General features: G+C 45.0%; 16 protein-coding genes. 7 read left to right on the forward strand and 9 right to left on the reverse strand.

Annotation, left to right across the window (positions count from 1 at the left end; genetic code table 11):
* The first annotated feature begins 25 nt into the window (after positions 1-25).
* Together AC1DFM_RS04045 and AC1DFM_RS04050 are read left to right on the forward strand one after the other, a co-directional pair.
* Positions 26-3,166, forward strand: coding sequence for an efflux RND transporter permease subunit (locus tag AC1DFM_RS04045; protein ID WP_477075440.1), 3,141 nt, complete (start codon positions 26-28; stop codon positions 3,164-3,166).
* A complete protein-coding gene (locus tag AC1DFM_RS04050) occupies positions 3,159-4,589 on the forward strand; it encodes a TolC family protein (RefSeq protein WP_477075441.1) in 1,431 nt (476 codons plus the stop codon). The genes AC1DFM_RS04045 and AC1DFM_RS04050 overlap by 8 nt, the downstream gene beginning before the upstream one ends.
* 172 nt (positions 4,590-4,761) lie before the next feature.
* Here the strand turns inward: AC1DFM_RS04050 and AC1DFM_RS04055 are convergent, their stop codons facing one another.
* The 3 genes from AC1DFM_RS04055 to AC1DFM_RS04065 form a co-directional block, all read right to left on the reverse strand.
* Positions 4,762-5,556: a carboxylesterase family protein gene (locus tag AC1DFM_RS04055; protein WP_477075442.1), complete on the reverse strand. Its 795-nt coding sequence runs from the start codon at positions 5,554-5,556 to the stop codon at positions 4,762-4,764.
* 34 nt (positions 5,557-5,590) lie between these two features.
* Positions 5,591-6,313, reverse strand: coding sequence for an O-methyltransferase (locus AC1DFM_RS04060; protein ID WP_477075443.1), 723 nt, complete (start codon positions 6,311-6,313; stop codon positions 5,591-5,593).
* Between the two features lie 89 nt (positions 6,314-6,402).
* The gene (locus AC1DFM_RS04065) at positions 6,403-7,140 is read right to left on the reverse strand and encodes a glycosyltransferase family 2 protein (protein ID WP_477075444.1); all 738 of its coding nucleotides are present in this window, start codon (positions 7,138-7,140) and stop codon (positions 6,403-6,405) included.
* Positions 7,141-7,326: 186 nt separating this feature from the next.
* Here AC1DFM_RS04065 and AC1DFM_RS04070 point away from each other — a divergent pair, with 186 nt between their 5' ends.
* Both AC1DFM_RS04070 and AC1DFM_RS04075 read left to right on the forward strand, forming a co-directional pair.
* Complete coding sequence (locus AC1DFM_RS04070) at positions 7,327-8,655, forward strand: hypothetical protein (protein ID WP_477075445.1); 1,329 nt, start codon at positions 7,327-7,329, stop codon at positions 8,653-8,655.
* Between the two features lie 125 nt (positions 8,656-8,780).
* The gene (locus tag AC1DFM_RS04075; protein WP_477075446.1) at positions 8,781-9,734 is read left to right on the forward strand and encodes a LysR substrate-binding domain-containing protein; all 954 of its coding nucleotides are present in this window, start codon (positions 8,781-8,783) and stop codon (positions 9,732-9,734) included.
* 90 nt (positions 9,735-9,824) lie between these two features.
* On the opposite strand, the gene AC1DFM_RS04080 is transcribed toward AC1DFM_RS04075, so the two are convergent.
* The 3 genes from AC1DFM_RS04080 to prmA form a co-directional block, all read right to left on the reverse strand.
* Entirely contained in the window at positions 9,825-10,628 is an 804-nt protein-coding gene (locus AC1DFM_RS04080; RefSeq protein ID WP_477075447.1) for a M48 family metallopeptidase, read from the reverse strand.
* A 102-nt stretch (positions 10,629-10,730) separates the two neighbouring features.
* A complete protein-coding gene (plsY, locus tag AC1DFM_RS04085) occupies positions 10,731-11,372 on the reverse strand; it encodes a glycerol-3-phosphate 1-O-acyltransferase PlsY (RefSeq protein WP_477075448.1) in 642 nt (213 codons plus the stop codon).
* 118 nt (positions 11,373-11,490) lie between these two features.
* Positions 11,491-12,315 (reverse strand): 50S ribosomal protein L11 methyltransferase, encoded by an 825-nt coding sequence (gene prmA / locus AC1DFM_RS04090; protein ID WP_477075449.1) that lies wholly within the window; start codon positions 12,313-12,315, stop codon positions 11,491-11,493.
* A 167-nt stretch (positions 12,316-12,482) separates the two neighbouring features.
* Between prmA and AC1DFM_RS04095 the strand changes: the two genes are divergently transcribed.
* Positions 12,483-13,055, forward strand: a complete 573-nt coding sequence (locus tag AC1DFM_RS04095) for a hypothetical protein (RefSeq protein ID WP_477075450.1) — start codon at positions 12,483-12,485, stop codon at positions 13,053-13,055.
* Positions 13,056-13,140: 85 nt separating this feature from the next.
* Here the strand turns inward: AC1DFM_RS04095 and AC1DFM_RS04100 are convergent, their stop codons facing one another.
* The 3 genes from AC1DFM_RS04100 to AC1DFM_RS04110 form a co-directional block, all read right to left on the reverse strand.
* The gene (locus AC1DFM_RS04100; RefSeq protein WP_477075451.1) at positions 13,141-15,489 is read right to left on the reverse strand and encodes a polyribonucleotide nucleotidyltransferase; all 2,349 of its coding nucleotides are present in this window, start codon (positions 15,487-15,489) and stop codon (positions 13,141-13,143) included.
* Positions 15,490-15,613: 124 nt separating this feature from the next.
* On the reverse strand, positions 15,614-15,886 hold the full coding sequence (gene rpsO, locus AC1DFM_RS04105; protein ID WP_477075452.1) for a 30S ribosomal protein S15: 273 nt from the start codon (positions 15,884-15,886) through the stop codon (positions 15,614-15,616).
* Between the two features lie 148 nt (positions 15,887-16,034).
* Positions 16,035-16,730: a cell division ATP-binding protein FtsE gene (locus AC1DFM_RS04110; protein WP_477075453.1), complete on the reverse strand. Its 696-nt coding sequence runs from the start codon at positions 16,728-16,730 to the stop codon at positions 16,035-16,037.
* Positions 16,731-16,898: 168 nt separating this feature from the next.
* Here AC1DFM_RS04110 and AC1DFM_RS04115 point away from each other — a divergent pair, with 168 nt between their 5' ends.
* Both AC1DFM_RS04115 and AC1DFM_RS04120 read left to right on the forward strand, forming a co-directional pair.
* Positions 16,899-17,270 (forward strand): BlaI/MecI/CopY family transcriptional regulator, encoded by a 372-nt coding sequence (locus AC1DFM_RS04115; RefSeq protein ID WP_477075454.1) that lies wholly within the window; start codon positions 16,899-16,901, stop codon positions 17,268-17,270.
* Entirely contained in the window at positions 17,267-18,940 is a 1,674-nt protein-coding gene (locus AC1DFM_RS04120; RefSeq protein ID WP_477075455.1) for a TonB family protein, read from the forward strand. Before AC1DFM_RS04115 ends, AC1DFM_RS04120 begins: the two co-directional genes overlap by 4 nt.

The following is an 18,940-nucleotide window of genomic DNA, read 5'->3' on the forward strand; positions in this document are numbered from 1 at the left end:
CTTTTTAGCTGAAACCAAGGAACCAATGTTTGACACTTTTATAAAACGACCGGTGCTATCACTGGTCATATCGCTTATTATCACACTGGTAGGCTTATTGGCCCTGTTCACCCTGCCAGTTACACAATTCCCGGATATTGTGCCGCCCTCCGTAACGGTAACGGCTAAATATACCGGCGCCAACGCGGAAGTATCGGCCAAAGCCGTATCTACCCCGCTGGAAAGGGCTATCAACGGTGTACCCGGCATGACGTATATGTCGTCCGTATCCAGTAACGATGGTATCACCGTGATCCAGGTATTTTTCCAGGTAGGAACAGATCCCGATCAGGCTGCCGTAAACGTACAAAACAGGGTAGCCACCATTATTGATGAATTACCGGAAGAAGTAATTAAAGCCGGTGTGACAACAGAAAAAGAAGTAAACAGCATGCTACTCTACCTCAATATCATGAGTGAAGACACCACGCTGAATGAACAATTCATCTACAACTTTGCAGACATCAACGTACTGCAGGAACTGAAACGTATTGACGGCGTTGGGCGCGCAGAAATCATGGGCGCCAAGGAATACGCCATGCGCGTATGGCTGAAACCCGATCGTATGCTGGCTTACAACGTTTCCGCCGATGAAGTGATACAGTCCATCCGCAAACAAAATATTGAAGCCGCCCCCGGTAAAACCGGCGAAAGCTCCGATAAAAATCCGCTGATGCTACAGTACGTATTACGATACACCGGCAAATTTTTTGAACCGGAACAATACCAGCAAATTGTTCTCCGCGCCGGACAAGACGGGTCCGTACTCCACCTCAAAGACGTAGCCGATGTAGAGTTTGGCTCCCTCACCTATAGCATGGTATCGAAAACAGATGGCAAACCTTCTGCCTCTATCATGCTCAAACAACGCCCCGGTTCCAATGCCCGCGAAGTAATTAACAACGTGAAGGCCAAGATGGAAGAAATGAAAAATACTTCCTTCCCACCTGGCATGACTTTTAACTTTAACTACGACGTATCCCGCTTCCTCGATGCCTCTATTCATGAAGTAGTACGCACGCTGTTTGAAGCATTCCTGCTGGTATTCATCGTAGTATTTATATTCCTGCAGGATTTCCGCTCTACCATCATCCCTGCACTGGCTGTACCCGTCGCCTTGATTGGTACCCTCGCATTTATGCAGATGATGGGCTTCTCCATTAACTTGCTCACCCTCTTTGCCCTGGTACTGGCTATCGGTATTGTGGTAGATAATGCCATTGTAGTGGTGGAAGCGGTACACGTAAAAATGAGTGAAGAACATCTTCCTCCCATGGAAGCCACGCTGGCAGCCATGAAAGAGATCAGCGGCGCGCTGGTAGCCATCACGCTGGTCATGTCGGCGGTATTTATTCCGGTGGCATTTTTATCCGGCCCCGTAGGCGTATTCTACCGGCAGTTTTCACTCACGTTGGCCATCTCTATTGTTATTTCCGGTATCAACGCAGTAACGTTAACGCCTGCACTCTGTGCCATCATGCTGAAAGATACGCATGGTAAACCGCGCAAAAAGAGCCTACTGCAGCGGTTCTTCAACAGCTTCAACAAAGGCTACAACGCTACTGAAAATAAATACGCTAAACTGATCAGTTTCATCGCTGGTAGAAGATTGATAACACTGGCTTGTCTGGTATTTTTCTTCGCTGCTACCTGGGGCATCAGCGCCATCCTGCCTTCCGGCTTCATTCCTACAGAAGATCAGGGAATGATTTATGTGAACGTTACCACACCTCCCGGCGCTACCGTAGAGCGTACCGAAGAAGTGCTGGATCAGATACAGGTCATCGCCGCCAAACTGGGTGAAGTAGAATCCGTGTCTACACTGGCCGGCTACAGCCTTGTTAATGAAGTAGCGGGCGCCTCCTATGGCATGGGCATGGTAAACCTCAAAACCTGGGATCAGCGCAAAGCTTCTGTGCAGGATATCATCGAACAATTACAAAAACTCACCGCCGGCATTGCCGATGCCAGTATTGAATTTTTCCCGCCGCCCACCGTTCCCGGATTTGGTAACTCCAGTGGATTTGAATTGCGATTGCTGGATAAAAGCGGTAGTGGCGACTTACGCCAAACGGCTCAAATCACCAATCAATTCATTGATGCATTAAAAAGAAGACCAGAAATAGGAAGTGCTTTCACCAGCTTTGATGCCGAGTTTCCGCAATACCTCATTCACGTGGATCAGGCCATGGCGGCCAAAAAGGGCGTAAGCATAGAAAATGCGATGAGCAACCTGCAAACCTTAATGGGAAGCTTCTATGCATCTAACTTTATCCGCTTCGGACAAATGTATAAAGTAATGGTGCAGGCAGATCCGCACTACCGCACCAAACCCGATGACCTGCTACGCCTCTATGTAAAAAACGACCGGGGCGAAATGGTATCTTACTCCGACTTCGTAAAACTGGAACGCGTATACGGACCGGAACAATTGACCCGCTACAATATGTACACCGCCGCCATGATCAATGGTGACGCCAAACCGGGCTTCAGCAGCAGCCAGGCCATTGCAGCCGTACAGGAAGTAGCCGCCAAAGAACTACCCAGGGGCTATAGCTATGAGTGGAGTGGTATGACGAGAGAACAGATTCTTTCCGGCAACCAGGCGATTTATATTTTCATGATTGTTCTGGTTTTTGTGTACCTGTTGCTGGCAGCACAATACGAAAGTTTCCTGTTGCCGTTGCCGGTACTGTTGTCGTTGCCTGCAGGTATTTTCGGTGCATTCCTTTCCCTCAAATTACTGGGGCTGGAAAACAACATCTATGCGCAGGTAGCCCTCGTGATGCTGATCGGATTGCTGGGTAAAAATGCGATCCTCATCGTAGAGTTTGCGATCCTGAAAAATAAACATGGCGCTACCGTTTTGGCGGCGGCCAGGGAAGGCGCGGTTTCCCGCTTGCGTCCTATTCTCATGACCTCCTTTGCTTTTATTGCAGGATTGATTCCGCTTTGTATCGCCTCCGGTGCAGGCGCCATGGGCAACCGTTCMATTGGTACAGCCGCCGCGGGTGGTATGTTGATCGGTACCATTTTCGGGGTAATCATTATTCCCGGATTGTATGTACTGTTTGCTTCCATGATCCCTCAAAAAAAGGTCTCACTTAAAGATTACACCAATGAATAAACGTATTTATCAATATACATTATACGCATGCCTCGCCACTACAGCCATGGCGTGCAGTACCCAAAAGGAAGTGCAGCTACCGGAACGTATTACCGTTCCCGTTAGCTCCACTTCTGGTGGAGACACCCTTTCACTTCAACACTTTTCACAGGTATTCAGTGATCCGCATTTACGGGCGCTGATTGATACCGCACTGCATCGGAACTTCGACCTGTTGTCTGCCGCACAGCGGGTTACTACCGCGCAAGCCAATCTGATGATGGCAAAAAATGCGTGGTTGCCCACGCTCAACGTGGCCTTATCTGCCGGCGTAGATAAATATGCAGACTATACCCTTAACGGTGTAGGTAATTTCGATACCAATTTGTCGCCCAATATCAGCAAAGACCAGCGCATTCCGGGCCCTACCCCTGAATACTTCGCGGGACTGAGAAGCAGTTGGGAAATAGACCTCTGGGGCAAACTAAAAAGTCAGCGTCAGGCAGCGTATGCCCGCTTCCTGGGCAGCCAGCAGGGACGTCGCCTGCTCACCACGCAAATAGTGGCGGGAGTTTCCGGCCTCTACTATGAACTGGTGGCGATGGACAATGAACTGGCCATCATACAACGCAACATCAAACTGCAGGAAACAGCTGTTGCCACCGTGCATATTCAAAAAGACGGGGGACGCGCCACAGAGCTGGCGGTACAACAGTTTACGGCACAGCTGCTGAGTACACAGGCATTGGAATTTGGGGTAAAGCAGGAAATCGCCGCGCTGGAGAATCAACTCAATGCCTTACTGGGACGCCTGCCACAAGCCATTACACGCACTCATCCCAAAGCGTTGCAAACATTACCTGGTGCTATTCAGCAGGGCATCCCCGGACAGCTGTTGTTGCAACGCCCGGATGTACAACAGGCAGAACTGGCGTTACAGGCAGCTAAAGCCGACGTAAAAGCAGCAAGGGCGGCTTTCCTCCCTTCCTTCACCATTACGCCTTATGCGGGGTTCAATGCGTTTAAAGCAGGATTGCTGTTTCAATCACCCGGGTCAATAGCCTGGGGAGCTGCAGGAAGCCTGATGGCGCCTGTCTTCAATAAAAAACAGATAAAGGCACAATATAACATCAGCACTGCCAGTGCGTTTACAGCCTTCTATGATTATCAGCAGGCCATCGTAAATGGGTACCAGGAAATTGCGTCTGCACTGAATAAGGTGGATAACCAGCAACAGGCATTTGCGTTGAAAAATAAAGAAGTATTGGTATTGCAGGACGCCGTATCCACGGCTAACGTATTATTCACTACGGGATATGCCAACTATCTGGAAGTAATTACCGCACAAAAGAATGTACTGGAAGCTGAATTGGCATTAGTCACTACGCGCCGGAATGTGTACCAGGGAATGGTATCTCTGTACCGCGCACTGGGAGGGGGTTAATGCAGCAGATGTTGTCTTATCCAGGATTATACTGATTACACTGATTTTTGTTTTTTGGAAGATTTTTGATTTTTTTGGAAGATTTGAGCAAATTTATCTCACTATATCTTCCAAAATCAAAAAAATAAAAATCAGTGTAATCAGTATAATCCTGAACAAGACAATCACTCGCTTATTTCTTCTTATGGGAAAATATCCAGCTCATTAACCCCGGTTCTACAAAAACATTATCCCAGCTATTATGGCCTACGCCAGGATATTCTGTATATTTTTCTTCTGCTCCCAGGGCCTTCAGTTTCACATCATAGGCACGGGAAGCTTCGGTAGGTACTACTTTATCCTCTCCTCCATGGAAAATCCATACCGGCACTTTCTTCGCAAAGCGACGGGCTTCCGCCACATTACCGGCGCCACAGATAGGAAACGCTGCTGCAAATGTTTTAGGTCGGGTGCTGATCATATAAAAAGTTCCCATACCACCCAGCGATAAACCACCAATGTATACCCGTTTGGTATCCACTTTTCCGCTGGCCAACAAGCTATCCAGTAAGGAATTCAGCAAGGCAGTGGGTGGCGTAGGGCCTTCATTGAGGGGAAAATCGCGGCGGATAACTTTACCACTGGTGTCGCGGTCAAATTTCATGGGCGCCCAGATCTGATCCGGCGGACATTGCGGGAAAAGGACAAAAGCCGGGTAATTAGCGCGGATACTATCACGCAGGAACATATCGCCGCCATGCAGCAGCTGTGCGTTATTATCCGTGCCTCTTTCACCAGATCCATGCAGGAAAACAATCAGCGGATATTTTTTATTGGCGTCATAGTTTGCCGGTAACAGCAAACGATAGCGAAGCACATCACCTTTACGGCTAAACGTTTGATAAGTATACTGTGGAAGATCCTGTGCAGCCGCCACCATACCGGTCAGGAGCAGGCAGCCCAGGAGAAAGCTTTTCAGATAACGCATATTAGAATTTTGTAACTAATATACTACCGGAAAATCAGTATTTCAGTGTGAAGTGTTGTTTGATTTTAAAATCTTTCCTGAAAAATACCAACCCAATGAAAAACAGGTCAATGGTCATGGTCACCTGCGGGTGATCCTGAATGGTATGCCAGGCGGCTTCCATATCGGGTGTCCAGTGGATATCGTCAAATACAAAAACGGAATACTCATCTGCAAACTGCAGGCACTGTTCAAAATATGCCAGCGTTGGCTCCTTACGGTGGTTCCCGTCTATATATACCCAGTCGGGCAACTGCATTTTCTTTAATACATCTGGCAGCACCGTATCAAAGTTGCCGGTGATTTGCTCGATGTTCTTAATATGCAGGGCTTCAAAATTTTTAGCGGCGCGGGCAGCAATGTTAGGACAACCTTCAATAGTGTAAATGTGGGCATGTGGTGCCGCTTTAGCCATATAAGCCGTAGAAAGCCCCATAGAAGTCCCCAATTCAAGGATTCTGCCCGGTTGCAGGTATTGTATCAGCCGGTAGAATAACTGCCCGAATTTAGGCTGTTTGGCCGCATAACGGGTAATATCCCGGACACGGCGCTCATTACCGGCTGATATCAGGGAACCAGCACCCAGGTCGGTCACCTGGAGGGTTTCCTCACTATTCAGTAGTTGTTTGCGCAACTGTTCTATCTCCCTGAAAGCAGCATGCTGCTTTTTATCCAGTAATACATCTTCTATGAGTGCAAATACAAAAGGTGAATGCACGTCATGCCGATTGTCTGAAGTAAAATAATACTTCAAATACTTCCCCGCTAAATTATACTGTTGCGCTAAACCCACTGACTATCTTAATTTTAGTAAATCTTTCCTTTCATCAAACCCCACATATGCAAACGATGCTGCAGGGATACCCTTAATACACCCAGGCCATAAATGGCGCTGCGCTTGAAGTTGATACTGGAGGCCTCATCAAAATACTTAGTAGGACAAGTTACCTCTGCAATATCATATCCTTTCATAAATATCTGCGAAATCATCTCGTTATCGAACACAAAATCGTCATTATCAGCCATATAGTTGATATTACGCAACACTTCGGCAGAAAAAGTCCGGTAGCCGGTATGGTATTCACTCAGCTTCTGGCCAATCAGAATGTTCTGTGTCAATGTTAAGCAACGGTTAAATATGTACTTATACATCGGCATTCCACCCTTCAGTGCGCCTTTACCCAATATCCTGGAGCCAAATACCACCGGATACACATCATTGGCAATAATACTGCACATCGCCATAATCAGCTTAGGCGTGTACTGATAGTCGGGATGCAGCATCACTACGATATCTGCTCCCAGTTCCAGCGCCTTGTTGTAACAGGATTTCTGGTTCCCGCCATATCCCTTGTTGTTGTCATGACGGATCAGGTGTTTAATACCCAGTTGTCGCCCTACTTCCAGGGTTTCATCCTTACTGGCATCGTCCACCAGTACTACGTCATCAACTATTTCAAATGGAATTTCCCGGAATGTTTTTTCCAGCGTAAGCGCTGCGTTGTAGGCTGGTAATACAACCACAATCTTTTTGTTATTCAGCATGAAAGTGGATCAAATTTGGACGCAAAGGTAAGTCACCTGCCGATAATTCAAAATATATCATTGAAAACCATTATTTCACCACCTATCATGATTTAATTTTAACTGTTATTAATTATTTATCTTTGCCTGATGATGTTTTTGGCATCATATTTTCTTAAATTTTTGTTAACAAAAAGCAAAAACAACATGTTAAAACACCTACCAACGGAAATGAAGCATGCTAAACGCTTGACACACAAGCCCGATGAGTCATTACCGTTAGTACCTCTGGCCCTAAGATGCTTTGCTACAGGATGGATTAAGTTTATATCAGCACCTCTTGTTTTACTTTTTACTCTCCAGACTGCCTATGCACAGGACCCGGAACTGAAAGGAACCATCTCCCCTGTCATCAAAACCCAGGATACCACTATTCGTAAATTACTGGAAGAAGTGCAGCGGATTACAGATAATGACAAGCAGAATTCCAATGCTATACAAGCGCTGTTGCAGGGTAAGGACTTCGATAATATGACCAAATATGACCTGATCAAAAATAATATTATCAATGCCAGCGAAACCTACTATCTGCTGAACAAAAAAATAATAGATCTCAAGTCACGTACTACTACCAACAACCTGGATGTGTTCATTACTTCCCTCAACAACCCGGAAAGTAAAGCACTCGGATTTTCATTGAGTGACCGCATCGTGGAACTGGTAGAGAAAATCATACTCAAGAATAAAGGAGATAAAAGCGAGAAGAATTCTAAAATTGTTGAATCTACCAAGTCGATTATCAACAGTCCTATCTTCCAAAGCTTTACCTCTCTTACACCACCGCTGGCCATCGCCAATTCTGTGATGAACTTCCTGCATAGTGTGAGCGTAAATAACAAACAGATTAATCAGAAGTCGTTACAGGATTTCGAAAAAGAGCTCAACAAATATGTGGTATACTACACCGCATTAAATGATGCCAACCAGAAATTCGAATACGGCCTCAACTTCAACAAAGATCAGCTTAGCCTGCTGCAGGACAATTTGTTTGATCACCTGTCGTTCACCGCTACTTCCATGAAGTTTCCGGCGCCGCAAAAGGGCAACCAGAGCCTGAGCCAAACCATGAACGAATACTTCATTGACTTCAGGAAGGAAAAAGTGGTAGACTACTTCAATAAACTGGAAGAAAAATATTCCAAAGGCAAACGGATTGATTACGAATCCCTGCTTCGCGAAAACTCTTCCCTGAAAGAAGTAAACAATCAGCTGGAAGACCTCGTATTACAAACCAAACGATTCGAAAATCTGTACAACGAGTATTTCACCCTGCTGGATTCTTACTATACCAAAGTAAATAGTTCGCTGAAAATTGCACAGGACAACGGTTTGGCAGATAAAAGCATTATTGATACCAAACAAGGAGAATTCAGGAACCTGAAAACGGAAGCAGTAGGCGAAATACAAGCGTCTATCAACATCCGCGAACTGTATACCAATACCGAGAAAATCAAGTACAGATACAGAATATTCTAGGCGCCGAAAGCGCTGCTACGAGAAGCGAAAACGTAAAAGTGCTAAGGCTCTTTTACGTTTTCGCTTTTTGCTTTAAGCTTTCCTATAGATTTTATTGATACCTTTGCCTCATCAATTAGAGGAACATGACAACAGTTCAATTGGAGTATATTGTTGCGGTAGATACTTACAGAAGTTTTATCATGGCAGCGGAGAAGTGCTTTGTAACACAGCCAACACTCAGCATGCAGATACAAAAACTGGAGGATGAATTAGGTATTAAATTGTTTGATCGTAGCAAATTACCCGTAGTCCCTACGGAAATTGGCGTGTCTGTAGTAGCACAGGCGAGGATTATCATCAAGGAAAATGCACGTATCCGCGAAATCATTGCCGACCAGAAAAAAGAAGTACAGGGTAACCTGAAAGTAGGTATTATCMCTACCCTGGCACCTTACCTGCTTCCCCGCATTCTCACGGGATTTATGAAAAAATACCCGAAGGTAAGACTGGAAATCTGGGAGTATCCTACTGAACAGATTATGCAGCAGCTGAAACAGGAGCTGCTGGATTGCGGTTTGCTGGCCACTCCCCTTCATAATCCACACCTGGAAGAACATCCGCTGTTCTATGAGTCGTTTGTGGTATACACTTCCAAAAGCAGTCCCTTATTCGAGAAAAAAATAGTGAAGGCAGAAGAACTGGATATTAAAGATGTGTGGTTACTGAACGAAGGGCATTGCATGCGCAACCAGGTGCTGAATATCTGTAAGGATAAATTCACCATGGGAGATAACAAAAACCTGGAATACAATACCGGTAGTGTGGAAACGCTGAAAAGAATGGTAGACCTCAACGACGGCTATACTATTTTGCCTGAGCTGTCTTTACAGGACCTGACTACCCGCCAGTTGAATATGGTGCGCTATTTTAAGGCACCTGAACCGGTAAGGGAAATCAGCCTGGTTACCCATCGCCACTTCATTAAACAGGCGTTGATAGAGGCCTTTAAGAAGGAAATACTGTTGCATGTACCAGAGAAAATGAAGGCGCAGAAAAATAAGAAAGTTATAGAAATATTGGACGAGCATAAAGCGTAAAGCTGAAAGCATAAAGCTATTGAGGCGAATGATCAAAGCGAATTAATATCCGCAATGGTCATTCGCCTCAATAGCTTTATGCTTTCAGCTTTACGCTTTAGCCGGTGTATAATACTTCATTGCTTCCGGCATCAGTTGCTGCAGTTTTTGTACGCGGGTAGCATCGCTTGGGTGTGTACTCAAAAATTCAGGTGGCTTTTGTCCCTGGCTCATATTCGCCATACGGGTCCAGAAAGGAATAGACTCCTGTGGATTGTATCCGGCCATAGCCATGAATATTACGCCCAGGTGATCGGCTTCCAGCTCATTACCGCGGGAAAATGCCAGCATGCCTATATTACCGCCAACTCCAAAAGCCTGATTGAACAGGTTTACCGCAGTTGGGTTTTTGTTTAAGGCTACGGCGCCTGCTACTTGTATACCCTGTACTACCAATCCCTGACTCATACGCTCGTTCCCATGACGGGCAATAGCGTGCGCTATTTCGTGGCCCATTACGCAGGCAAGTGCAGTTTCATTCTGTGTAACCGGCAACAGACCAGTGTATACTACTACTTTACCACCAGGCATACACCAGGCGTTTACTTCTTTATTATCAACGAGATTGAATTCCCATTTGTAGTTGGCTACTTCACTTCCCGCATTGTTTTGGGTCATATACCTGGTAACAGCGGCAGCGATACGTTGTCCCACTCTTTTCACCATTTCAGCGTCTTTGCTGGTGGTTTGAGCGACTACTTTGTTGGAAGATAAAAATGATTGATATTCCTGCAGTGCCATTGACTGCATTGTGCTTTCCGGCAGGAGGTTCAATTGACTACGACCAGTGATGGGGACACGTGTACATGCCGCTAAAGCAAGGCTGGCAGTAAAGAACAAAACATACTTTTTCATGGGAGCATTCATTTAAAATTGCGTTAAACGCAAAAAGCAAAAAGCATGCACAAATTGTTGGCCATGGCTTTTTGCTTTTTACGTTTACTCTGTAACTATCAACTAGTTCTTATCTTTCTTATTCTTAAACAACGGTACTTTACTTTCCACTCCTTTCAACAACCGTGTAATATTTTTCTGGTGGGTTAATACCACCATCAGCGCTACTGCTATTGCAAAGATGCGATAAAATATCTCCGGTTCATTAAAAATGTACAAAATCAATATCGGGAAGGCGATACTGGCAATGATAGAACTCAGTGATACATATCTTGTTAAAAACAGGATCATTAAGAAAACACCTACACAGCATAACGCTACTAATGGCTGAATAGCCAGTACCAGACCAAACAAAGTGGCAATACCTTTACCACCTTTAAAATTTGCCCAAATAGGGAAAATATGGCCAACTACGGCTGCCAGACCAAGTCCTATCTGAAGATTCACCAGCTGTGTGAGGTTCGCCGGATCATGGTAATAAGGAGCCAGATAAGCTAAACGCACGGCTAACACACCTTTCAGCATGTCTACCACCATTACAAATGTACCGGCCTTAGGACCCAGTACCCTAAAAGTATTAGTAGCACCGGCATTGCCGCTACCATACTCCCTGATATCCATACCAAAAACGCCTTTACTTACCCAGACAGCTGTGGGAACAGATCCAATCAGATAAGCACAAATAAGCAATAAAATTTCTATCATCACTACAAGTTAGGAATGCTAAGATAACAAATTCTGTGTTAAAATAGTGACAATATTAGAAAAGATTGTAACACAAAAGTTGGATTATCAACACTTTTTATATGTAACTTTTAATCTATTATGATACAGGGACTGCAAATTGCAGGGCTAGCCAGTTATCCTTTTCTATTTTGCGCTCTTTTCTGAAACCCTGGGCCTCTGCCGCAGCTACAATAACGGTTTCATCAGTTGGTAAAATGCCACTCAACAATAATTTGCCTCCAGGTACAATCAGGCTGTGCATATCCCCCATAAACCGCAATAAGATGTTACAGTTGATATTCGCCAGCAATATATCATATTTTTCGGTAATAGCATCAAGTTGGTCCGCCTGCCAAACTTTTACTTTGTGCATCTGGTTGGCAGTGATGTTTTCTTCGGTGTTGTTCACCGCCCATTCATCATAGTCAATAGCATCTACAGTAGCGGCTCCCATCATCTCGGCCAAAATAGCTAAAATACCGGTACCCGTCCCAAAGTCKAATACTTTCTTCCCCGGAAAATTAATGTCCTGCATCAGCTTGATCATAGACGCAGTGGTGGCATGATGCCCTGTACCAAAGGCCATTTTGGGCGTAATCACTATTTCATAAGCAGGCGCTGGTGTAAACGGCGGATGAAAATCAGCACGGATACCACAAAAATCGTCTACCTGTACTGGCTCAAAATTGCTTTCCCACACCGCATTCCAGTTCACCGGCAAAATCGTTTCCTTCGTATAGGTGACCCCGTGCCCTCCCAGGATTTCCTGCAAGGCCGCCTCCTCAAAGTCAGCTTCCGGAATATAGGCAATCAAATGATCGGTCTGCTCTTCAAACCCTTCATAATTCAACTCCGATAACTGCGCAATCAACAGGTCGAACTGCTCCGCACCTGTACGCATTGTAATAGCAATATAAGACATAGCTCACAAAGGTAAGCAGAAAGCAGAAAGCAAAAAGCAGAAAGCTATTGCAGCGAATGACAATTGCGGATATATTTCGCTTTGATCAACCACTACAATAGCTTTCTGCTTTTTGCTTTCTGCTTTCTGCTTCTTATATTTGATTAATAAATAATATAAAATATCCTATGAAAGCACTATTCCTCCTGCTGGCCGGCGTGGTATTATCCCTGTCCGGTATGGCCCAGGTGATTAAAGTTCGCCAACCGCTGGAACCCATCGCCGACTCTATTATGTATCAGACCGAGAATGTAATATTGATTTTTGACCGCAGCCATCTCCGTGACTATATGGCTACCATGGATACCACACTCCGGAATGCCAGGTACAGTAATAAAGTATTCAACAGTGTACAGCTTTCCCGCCTCAATGCCATTGATATGGGTAATCACTTTCTGAAGGCCTATTGTTACCTGGAAGACAGCACCAACAAAGACTTCAACTACAGTACCGGCAAAATGAATATGCTATGGGCAGAAGATGGCGGCATTATGTTGCCCTATGTAGAAGAAATACTGCCTGACCTGCTCGCGGCCGGCTCACTGAGAGTAATTGACCGCATGACAAAGGCAGTGCAGCCCATCTACAAAATGATTGCAGAACCTATTCAGGGTAGTAACTACCGTGTATTCCGCATGAATAGTGGCAAAGAGATTTTCAGAGAAAGTACTTTCCGGGTAGAACAATTGACTAAGAGATAGCATAAAGCAAAAAAAAGAAAGCAGCCACCAAAGTGACTGCTTTCTTTTTTATTTAATTTCAGTTATCTGCTAGCTATAACAGTGCTTATTCAGCATCGAAAGTTGGCTCCTGTGGCTTGTCGTTACCGGAATTGTAATTTCCGCCACCACGGTTACCATCACGGTTGAAATCACGTCTGTCGCCTCTGTCGCCACCACCGCGTCTGTCATCACCGCCACGTCTGTCGTCACGGGGACCACGTCTGTCGCCACCACCACGTCTGTCGTCACGGAAATCACGTTCGCCACGCTCTTCACGTTCTGGTCTTTCCACATAACCTTCTGGTTTAGGCATCAGCACTTTGCGGCTCAGCTTAAACTTACCAGTTTTAGGATCGGTACCAGTCAGTTTCACTTTTACTTTCTCACCTTCTGTCAGTACACCTTCCATAGTTTCCAGGCGTTTCCAGGAAACTTCAGAGATGTGGAGCAAACCTTGTTTACCAGGCATGAACTCAACAAAAGCACCATAAGGCATGATGGATTTTACTACAGACTCATATACTTCCCCTACTTCAGGTACTGCAATGATGCCTTTAACCCATGCTACTGCTTTATCGAGACTTTCTTTCTGTGCAGAGAAGATGCTTACTTCACCGGTTTCACCCACTTCTTCGATGTTGATGGTAGTACCGGTTTCGCGTTGAATTTCCTGAATGATTTTACCACCGGGTCCGATTACAGCGCCGATAAATTCACGGTCGATGATAATTTTCTCCATGCGTGGTGCATGTGGTTTAGGTTCAGGACGGGCAGCAGGGAATGCTTCGTACATAGCTTCCACAATGTGTAAGCGACCTTTCTTAGCCTGAGCCAGTGCAGAGCGCATTACATCCATGCTTAAACCATCTACTTTAATGTCCATCTGGATACCAACAATACCATCGCGGGTACCAGTTACTTTAAAGTCCATATCACCCAGGTGATCTTCATCGCCCAGGATGTCGGTTAATACCGCCCATTTACCATCGGAAGCGCGGGAGATCAGACCCATTGCCACACCGGAAACGTGTTTAGGCAAAGGTACCCCTGCGTCCATCAGTGCCAGTGAACCAGCACATACGGTAGCCATGGAGGAAGAACCATTTGATTCGAGGATATCAGATACTACACGCACGGTGTAAGCGTAGTCGCTGCCTGGCATCATTTGCTTCAGGGAGCGCATCGCCAGGTTACCGTGTCCAACTTCACGACGGCCGGGACCGCGCATCATTTTCACTTCACCCGTAGAGAACGGAGGGAAATTGTAATGCAGGATGAATTTGGAGTAGTTAGAAACAGCTGCCGATTCGATCAGCAGTTCATCTTCCGGAGTACCCAGGGTAACAGTAGTCAGGGACTGTGTTTCACCACGGGTAAACAGGGCAGAACCGTGCGGAGAAGGCAGGATATCTGTTTCCATTGCCAGCGGACGAACCTGATCCAGTGCACGACCATCCAGACGAACGGATTCATCCAGGATCATGTTACGGATCACTTCTTTTTCCAGATCATGCAGGTATTCTTTTACCAGCGGTTGATCTTCTTCCGGCAATTCGCCCAGGTGTTCTTTCAGCTCAACGCCAATAGCTGCGAATGCATCACTGCGATCGTGCTTAGCGGAAGCAGATTTAGCTACCTGGTAAATTTTATCTTTAGCAAAAGCTTCTACTTTCGCTTTCAGTTCTTCGTTCTGGTGAGGTTGTGCGTATTCACGTTTGCCTTTCACACCTTTCAAATCACGCAGTTCTTCCTGCGCTTTTACCTGTACTTTGATGGCAGCGTGTGCAGCCTCAATAGCGTTGATCAGGTCTTCTTCCTGGCATTCTTTACTTTCACCTTCCACCATCATGATGTTCTTATCGGTAGCACCGATAATGAAGTCCATGTCAGCTTTCGCCAGTTCAGTACGGTTAGGGTTGATCACGAGTTTACCATCGATACGTGCAACACGTACTTCAGAAATAATTTCCTGGATGGGAACGTCGGAAACAGCCAATGCAGCTGAAGCAGCCAAACATGCGAGTGCATCTGGCATTACTTCAGGATCGGAAGATATCAGGGTAACAAGTACCTGTACTTCACATAAATAGTTGTCGGGGAACAGGGGGCGCAATGCGCGATCAATCAAACGGGAGATCAATACCTCAGAATCAGACAACCGGCCTTCACGCTTGAAAAAGGAACCGGGTATGCGGCCGGCAGACGCGAATTTTTCCTGATAATCAACTGTAAGGGGGAAGAATGACTGGCCTGGTTTGGGTTCTTTATTTGCTACCACAGTGGCCAGCAAAATTGCATTCCCTAAACGCACCGTAACCGCACCATCAGCCTGACGGGCCAACTTACCGGTTTCGATGGTCACCATACGACCGTCTCCTATATCGAACTTCACTGAAATAGGTGTCAGATTCATAATAAAGTGAGGATTAAAAATAAAGTTATCCTTTTTTGATCCCTAAGGAATAACAAAAGGTATACATACAAAAAAACTATTCCCAACCTAAAAAGTTGGGAATAGCGCTATAAATAAGTCGTGGTTATTTTCTGATACCTAACTTCTCGATGAGGGCACGATAGCCTGTGAGGTTGGTTTTAGATAAATAAGAGAGCAAACGCTTTCTCTGGCCAACCATTTTCATCAAACCGCGGTGGGTAGAAAAGTCCTTTTTGTTTTGTTTCAGGTGACCGGAAATGCTGTTGATACGCTCAGTCAGCAGAGCAATTTGTGCTTCCGAAGAGCCTGTATTTTTTTCGCTTCCACCAAATTCCTTAAAAATATTGRCTTTCTTTTCAACAGTTAAGTAAGACATCTTTAAAAATAATAAGTAATAATAATGTTTTTTGTCGCTATTTTTCCGGTGCAAAGGTAATTTAAAAAATAGGAATTACCAATTAACCCGAAATTAATAATAAATGAGTGATAATGAATATTTGTAACCTTTTCTCCTTCAACAACTCCTAAGAAGAAAAATTCACAGCAGCATTATCTGTTACATGCCCATTTTCAGTACGCAGTACTCTCGACGGGAATTTTTGTAATACAATATAATCATGTGTGGCCATTACTATGGCTGTTCCCTCCCGGCAAATACGGAATAATAACTGCATAATACCATCGGAAGTTTCCGGATCAAGATTACCCGTAGGCTCATCTGCCAGAATCAGCTTAGGCGAATTGAGCATGGCACGCGCTATATCTATACGCTGCTGCTCTCCACCTGAAAGCTCATAAGGCATTTTAAAACCCTTGGTACCTAATCCAACCTTCTCCAGTACATCGGCAATCTTAGTCTCCATTTCCTTCGGATCTTGCCAGCCAGTAGCCCGTAAAGCGAATTTTAAGTTATCGTGCACATTGCGGTCTGTCAATAACTGAAAATCCTGGAATACCACACCCAGATTTCGGCGAAGATACGGCACTTTTTTCCAATCCATCTTCTTCAAGTCGAAACCAACTACCTGCCCCGTACCATCATTTAATGGCAAATCACCATACAAAGTCTTTAGCAGACTGGATTTTCCTGTACCAGTCTTACCAATGAGATAAACAAATTCTCCCTTATTCACAGTGATATTCACATCTGATAAAATCAATGAATGCCCCTGGTATATGCTCGCGTTGGTTAATTGTATGATAGGTTGTTCAGGCGTCATGTCCTTGCTGTTTTTACATCTGTTGCGGGCAAAAATAACTAATTAAAAAATAACTCGTTGTGTTAATATGTCAAATATTCTCCGCAGGTATCCATCTCATAAAAACTAAAAAAATAGTTGTTAAACTAAATATTTAGTTTTAACTTAGAATTACAAACACCACTAGTTATGAAACAGCTTACCAAAGCCGAAGAGCAGATTATGCAGGCACTATGGGAAACAGGTCCCGCCTTCGTAAAAGATATAATTGAAGTAATGCCGGAACCCAAACCCCATTACAACACGGTATCTACCCTGATCAAAATCCTGATCGAAAAAGGATTTGCAGACTTCAAGGCCTATGGTAAATCACACCAATACTTTGCACTGGTCACCAAAGACGCCTATAGCCATAAAACCGTGAACAACATCGTAAAAGGATATTTTGATGGCTCTTTCAGTAATATGGTGTCTTTTTTTGTGAAAGAAAAGGAATTAAGCATCTCTGAATTAGAGAAACTGGTACAAAATATTAAAGACGCACAAAAACCCAAATCATGACAGTGCTGCTCACCTACCTCGCCAAAGTGATTGTATGCTCCGCTGTATTGTATGCATATTATTATATAGCGTTGCGTAATAACCGCTTCCACCAATGGAACCGCTATTACCTGGTACTGATCACCATCGTATCGCTGCTCACACCACTGCTGCAGATACCTTTGCCCGGCCCCGAAACACCGGAGCCCTCCACCGTACTTACTTATACTACCCGCATCATTACCCTGCGGGAATCAGTGATACCACCCGCCAATCCAGTCATCAACTCCGCCATGCTGATGAACACCGGATATATGCTGGTCATTGCATTACTAATTACCCGTATCCTGGTAAGCCTCGTGAAKATTAAAAAACTGATCAAACGCAGCCAGGTACAGCAGGTACCTCCCTACCACTTCGTGGAAAACAACGATATTAAAGCTCCCTTTTCTTTCTTTACCTATATATTCTGGGGCTCCAACACCTCGCTCAACAGCCCTGAAGGCCAACAAATCCTGAAACACGAGTTGGTACACCTGCAGGAAAAACACAGCACCGATAAGCTTTTTATGGAAATAGTGACAGCAATCTGCTGGATCAATCCCTTCTTTCACCTGATCAAACGGGAACTTGCCCTGGTACACGAATTCCTGGCCGATAAAAAAGCAGCCGGAGAAGAAGTAGCAGGCTACGCCCAAACCATTCTGCAGATGGCCTTTCAAAGCAAGCAATTCAGTTTTACGAACGATTTTTTCCATCCGCCAATAAAACGAAGAATCCTTATGCTGACACATTTTTACACGCCCCGGTTCAGTTACCTCAGACGTATACTGGTTCTGCCGCTGGCCGCATTCATTTTCTGTTCACTCGCTTTTGTGGCCGACAAGCACCCATCCGCCATTCGGGTGCTTGCCTCCACCAACAAGCATGAACCAGCAACACCGGAAGTTGCAGCTACCATACCACTGGGCGATACCACGCCTGTCAAAAAGGCCAAACCAGTTAACACCTCCAATGAAATATTCACGTTCGTAGAACAACCTCCGGTGTTCAAAGGTGGTGAAGACTCGCTGGCGAAGTTCCTGTCACACTACATCCGGTATCCCAAAACTGCCTACGAGAAAAATACTGCGGGAACAGTTTTCGTTCAGTTTGTAGTTGACAAAGATGGTACTATCAAAGACGTGAAAACAATAGGCGCCAAAAAAGGCAATGGCCTGGAAGAAGAAGCCATACGCGTGGTAAAGAGCATGCCTAAATGGACACCTGGTCGCCAAAACGGTAGAAACGTGGCCGTGCAGTTCAATTTACCTATACGTTTTCAACTGGAACCAGCCAAGGTACAATTCACGCTGCCCAATAGCAAGGAAGAAATATTCACCTTCGTAGATCAACCACCTACTTTCCCAGGCGGAGAAGAAGCACTGGCTAAATATCTCTCCCACAACATTCGCTACCCAAGAGCCGCCCAGGAACATAATACAAAGGGAACTGTGTTTGTACAATACGTTATCAACAATGATGGTACCGTCAACGACGTTAAAACAGTAGGTGCTCAAAAAGGTAACGGCCTGGAAGAAGAAGCTATCAGAGTAGTGAAAGAGATGCCCAGATGGACTCCAGGTAAACAGAATGGACGTGTAGTGGCCGTGCAATTTAATTTACCCATAAGATTTACAATTCAGGAATAA

The organism is Chitinophaga sp. 05T412 (assembly GCF_056396465.1).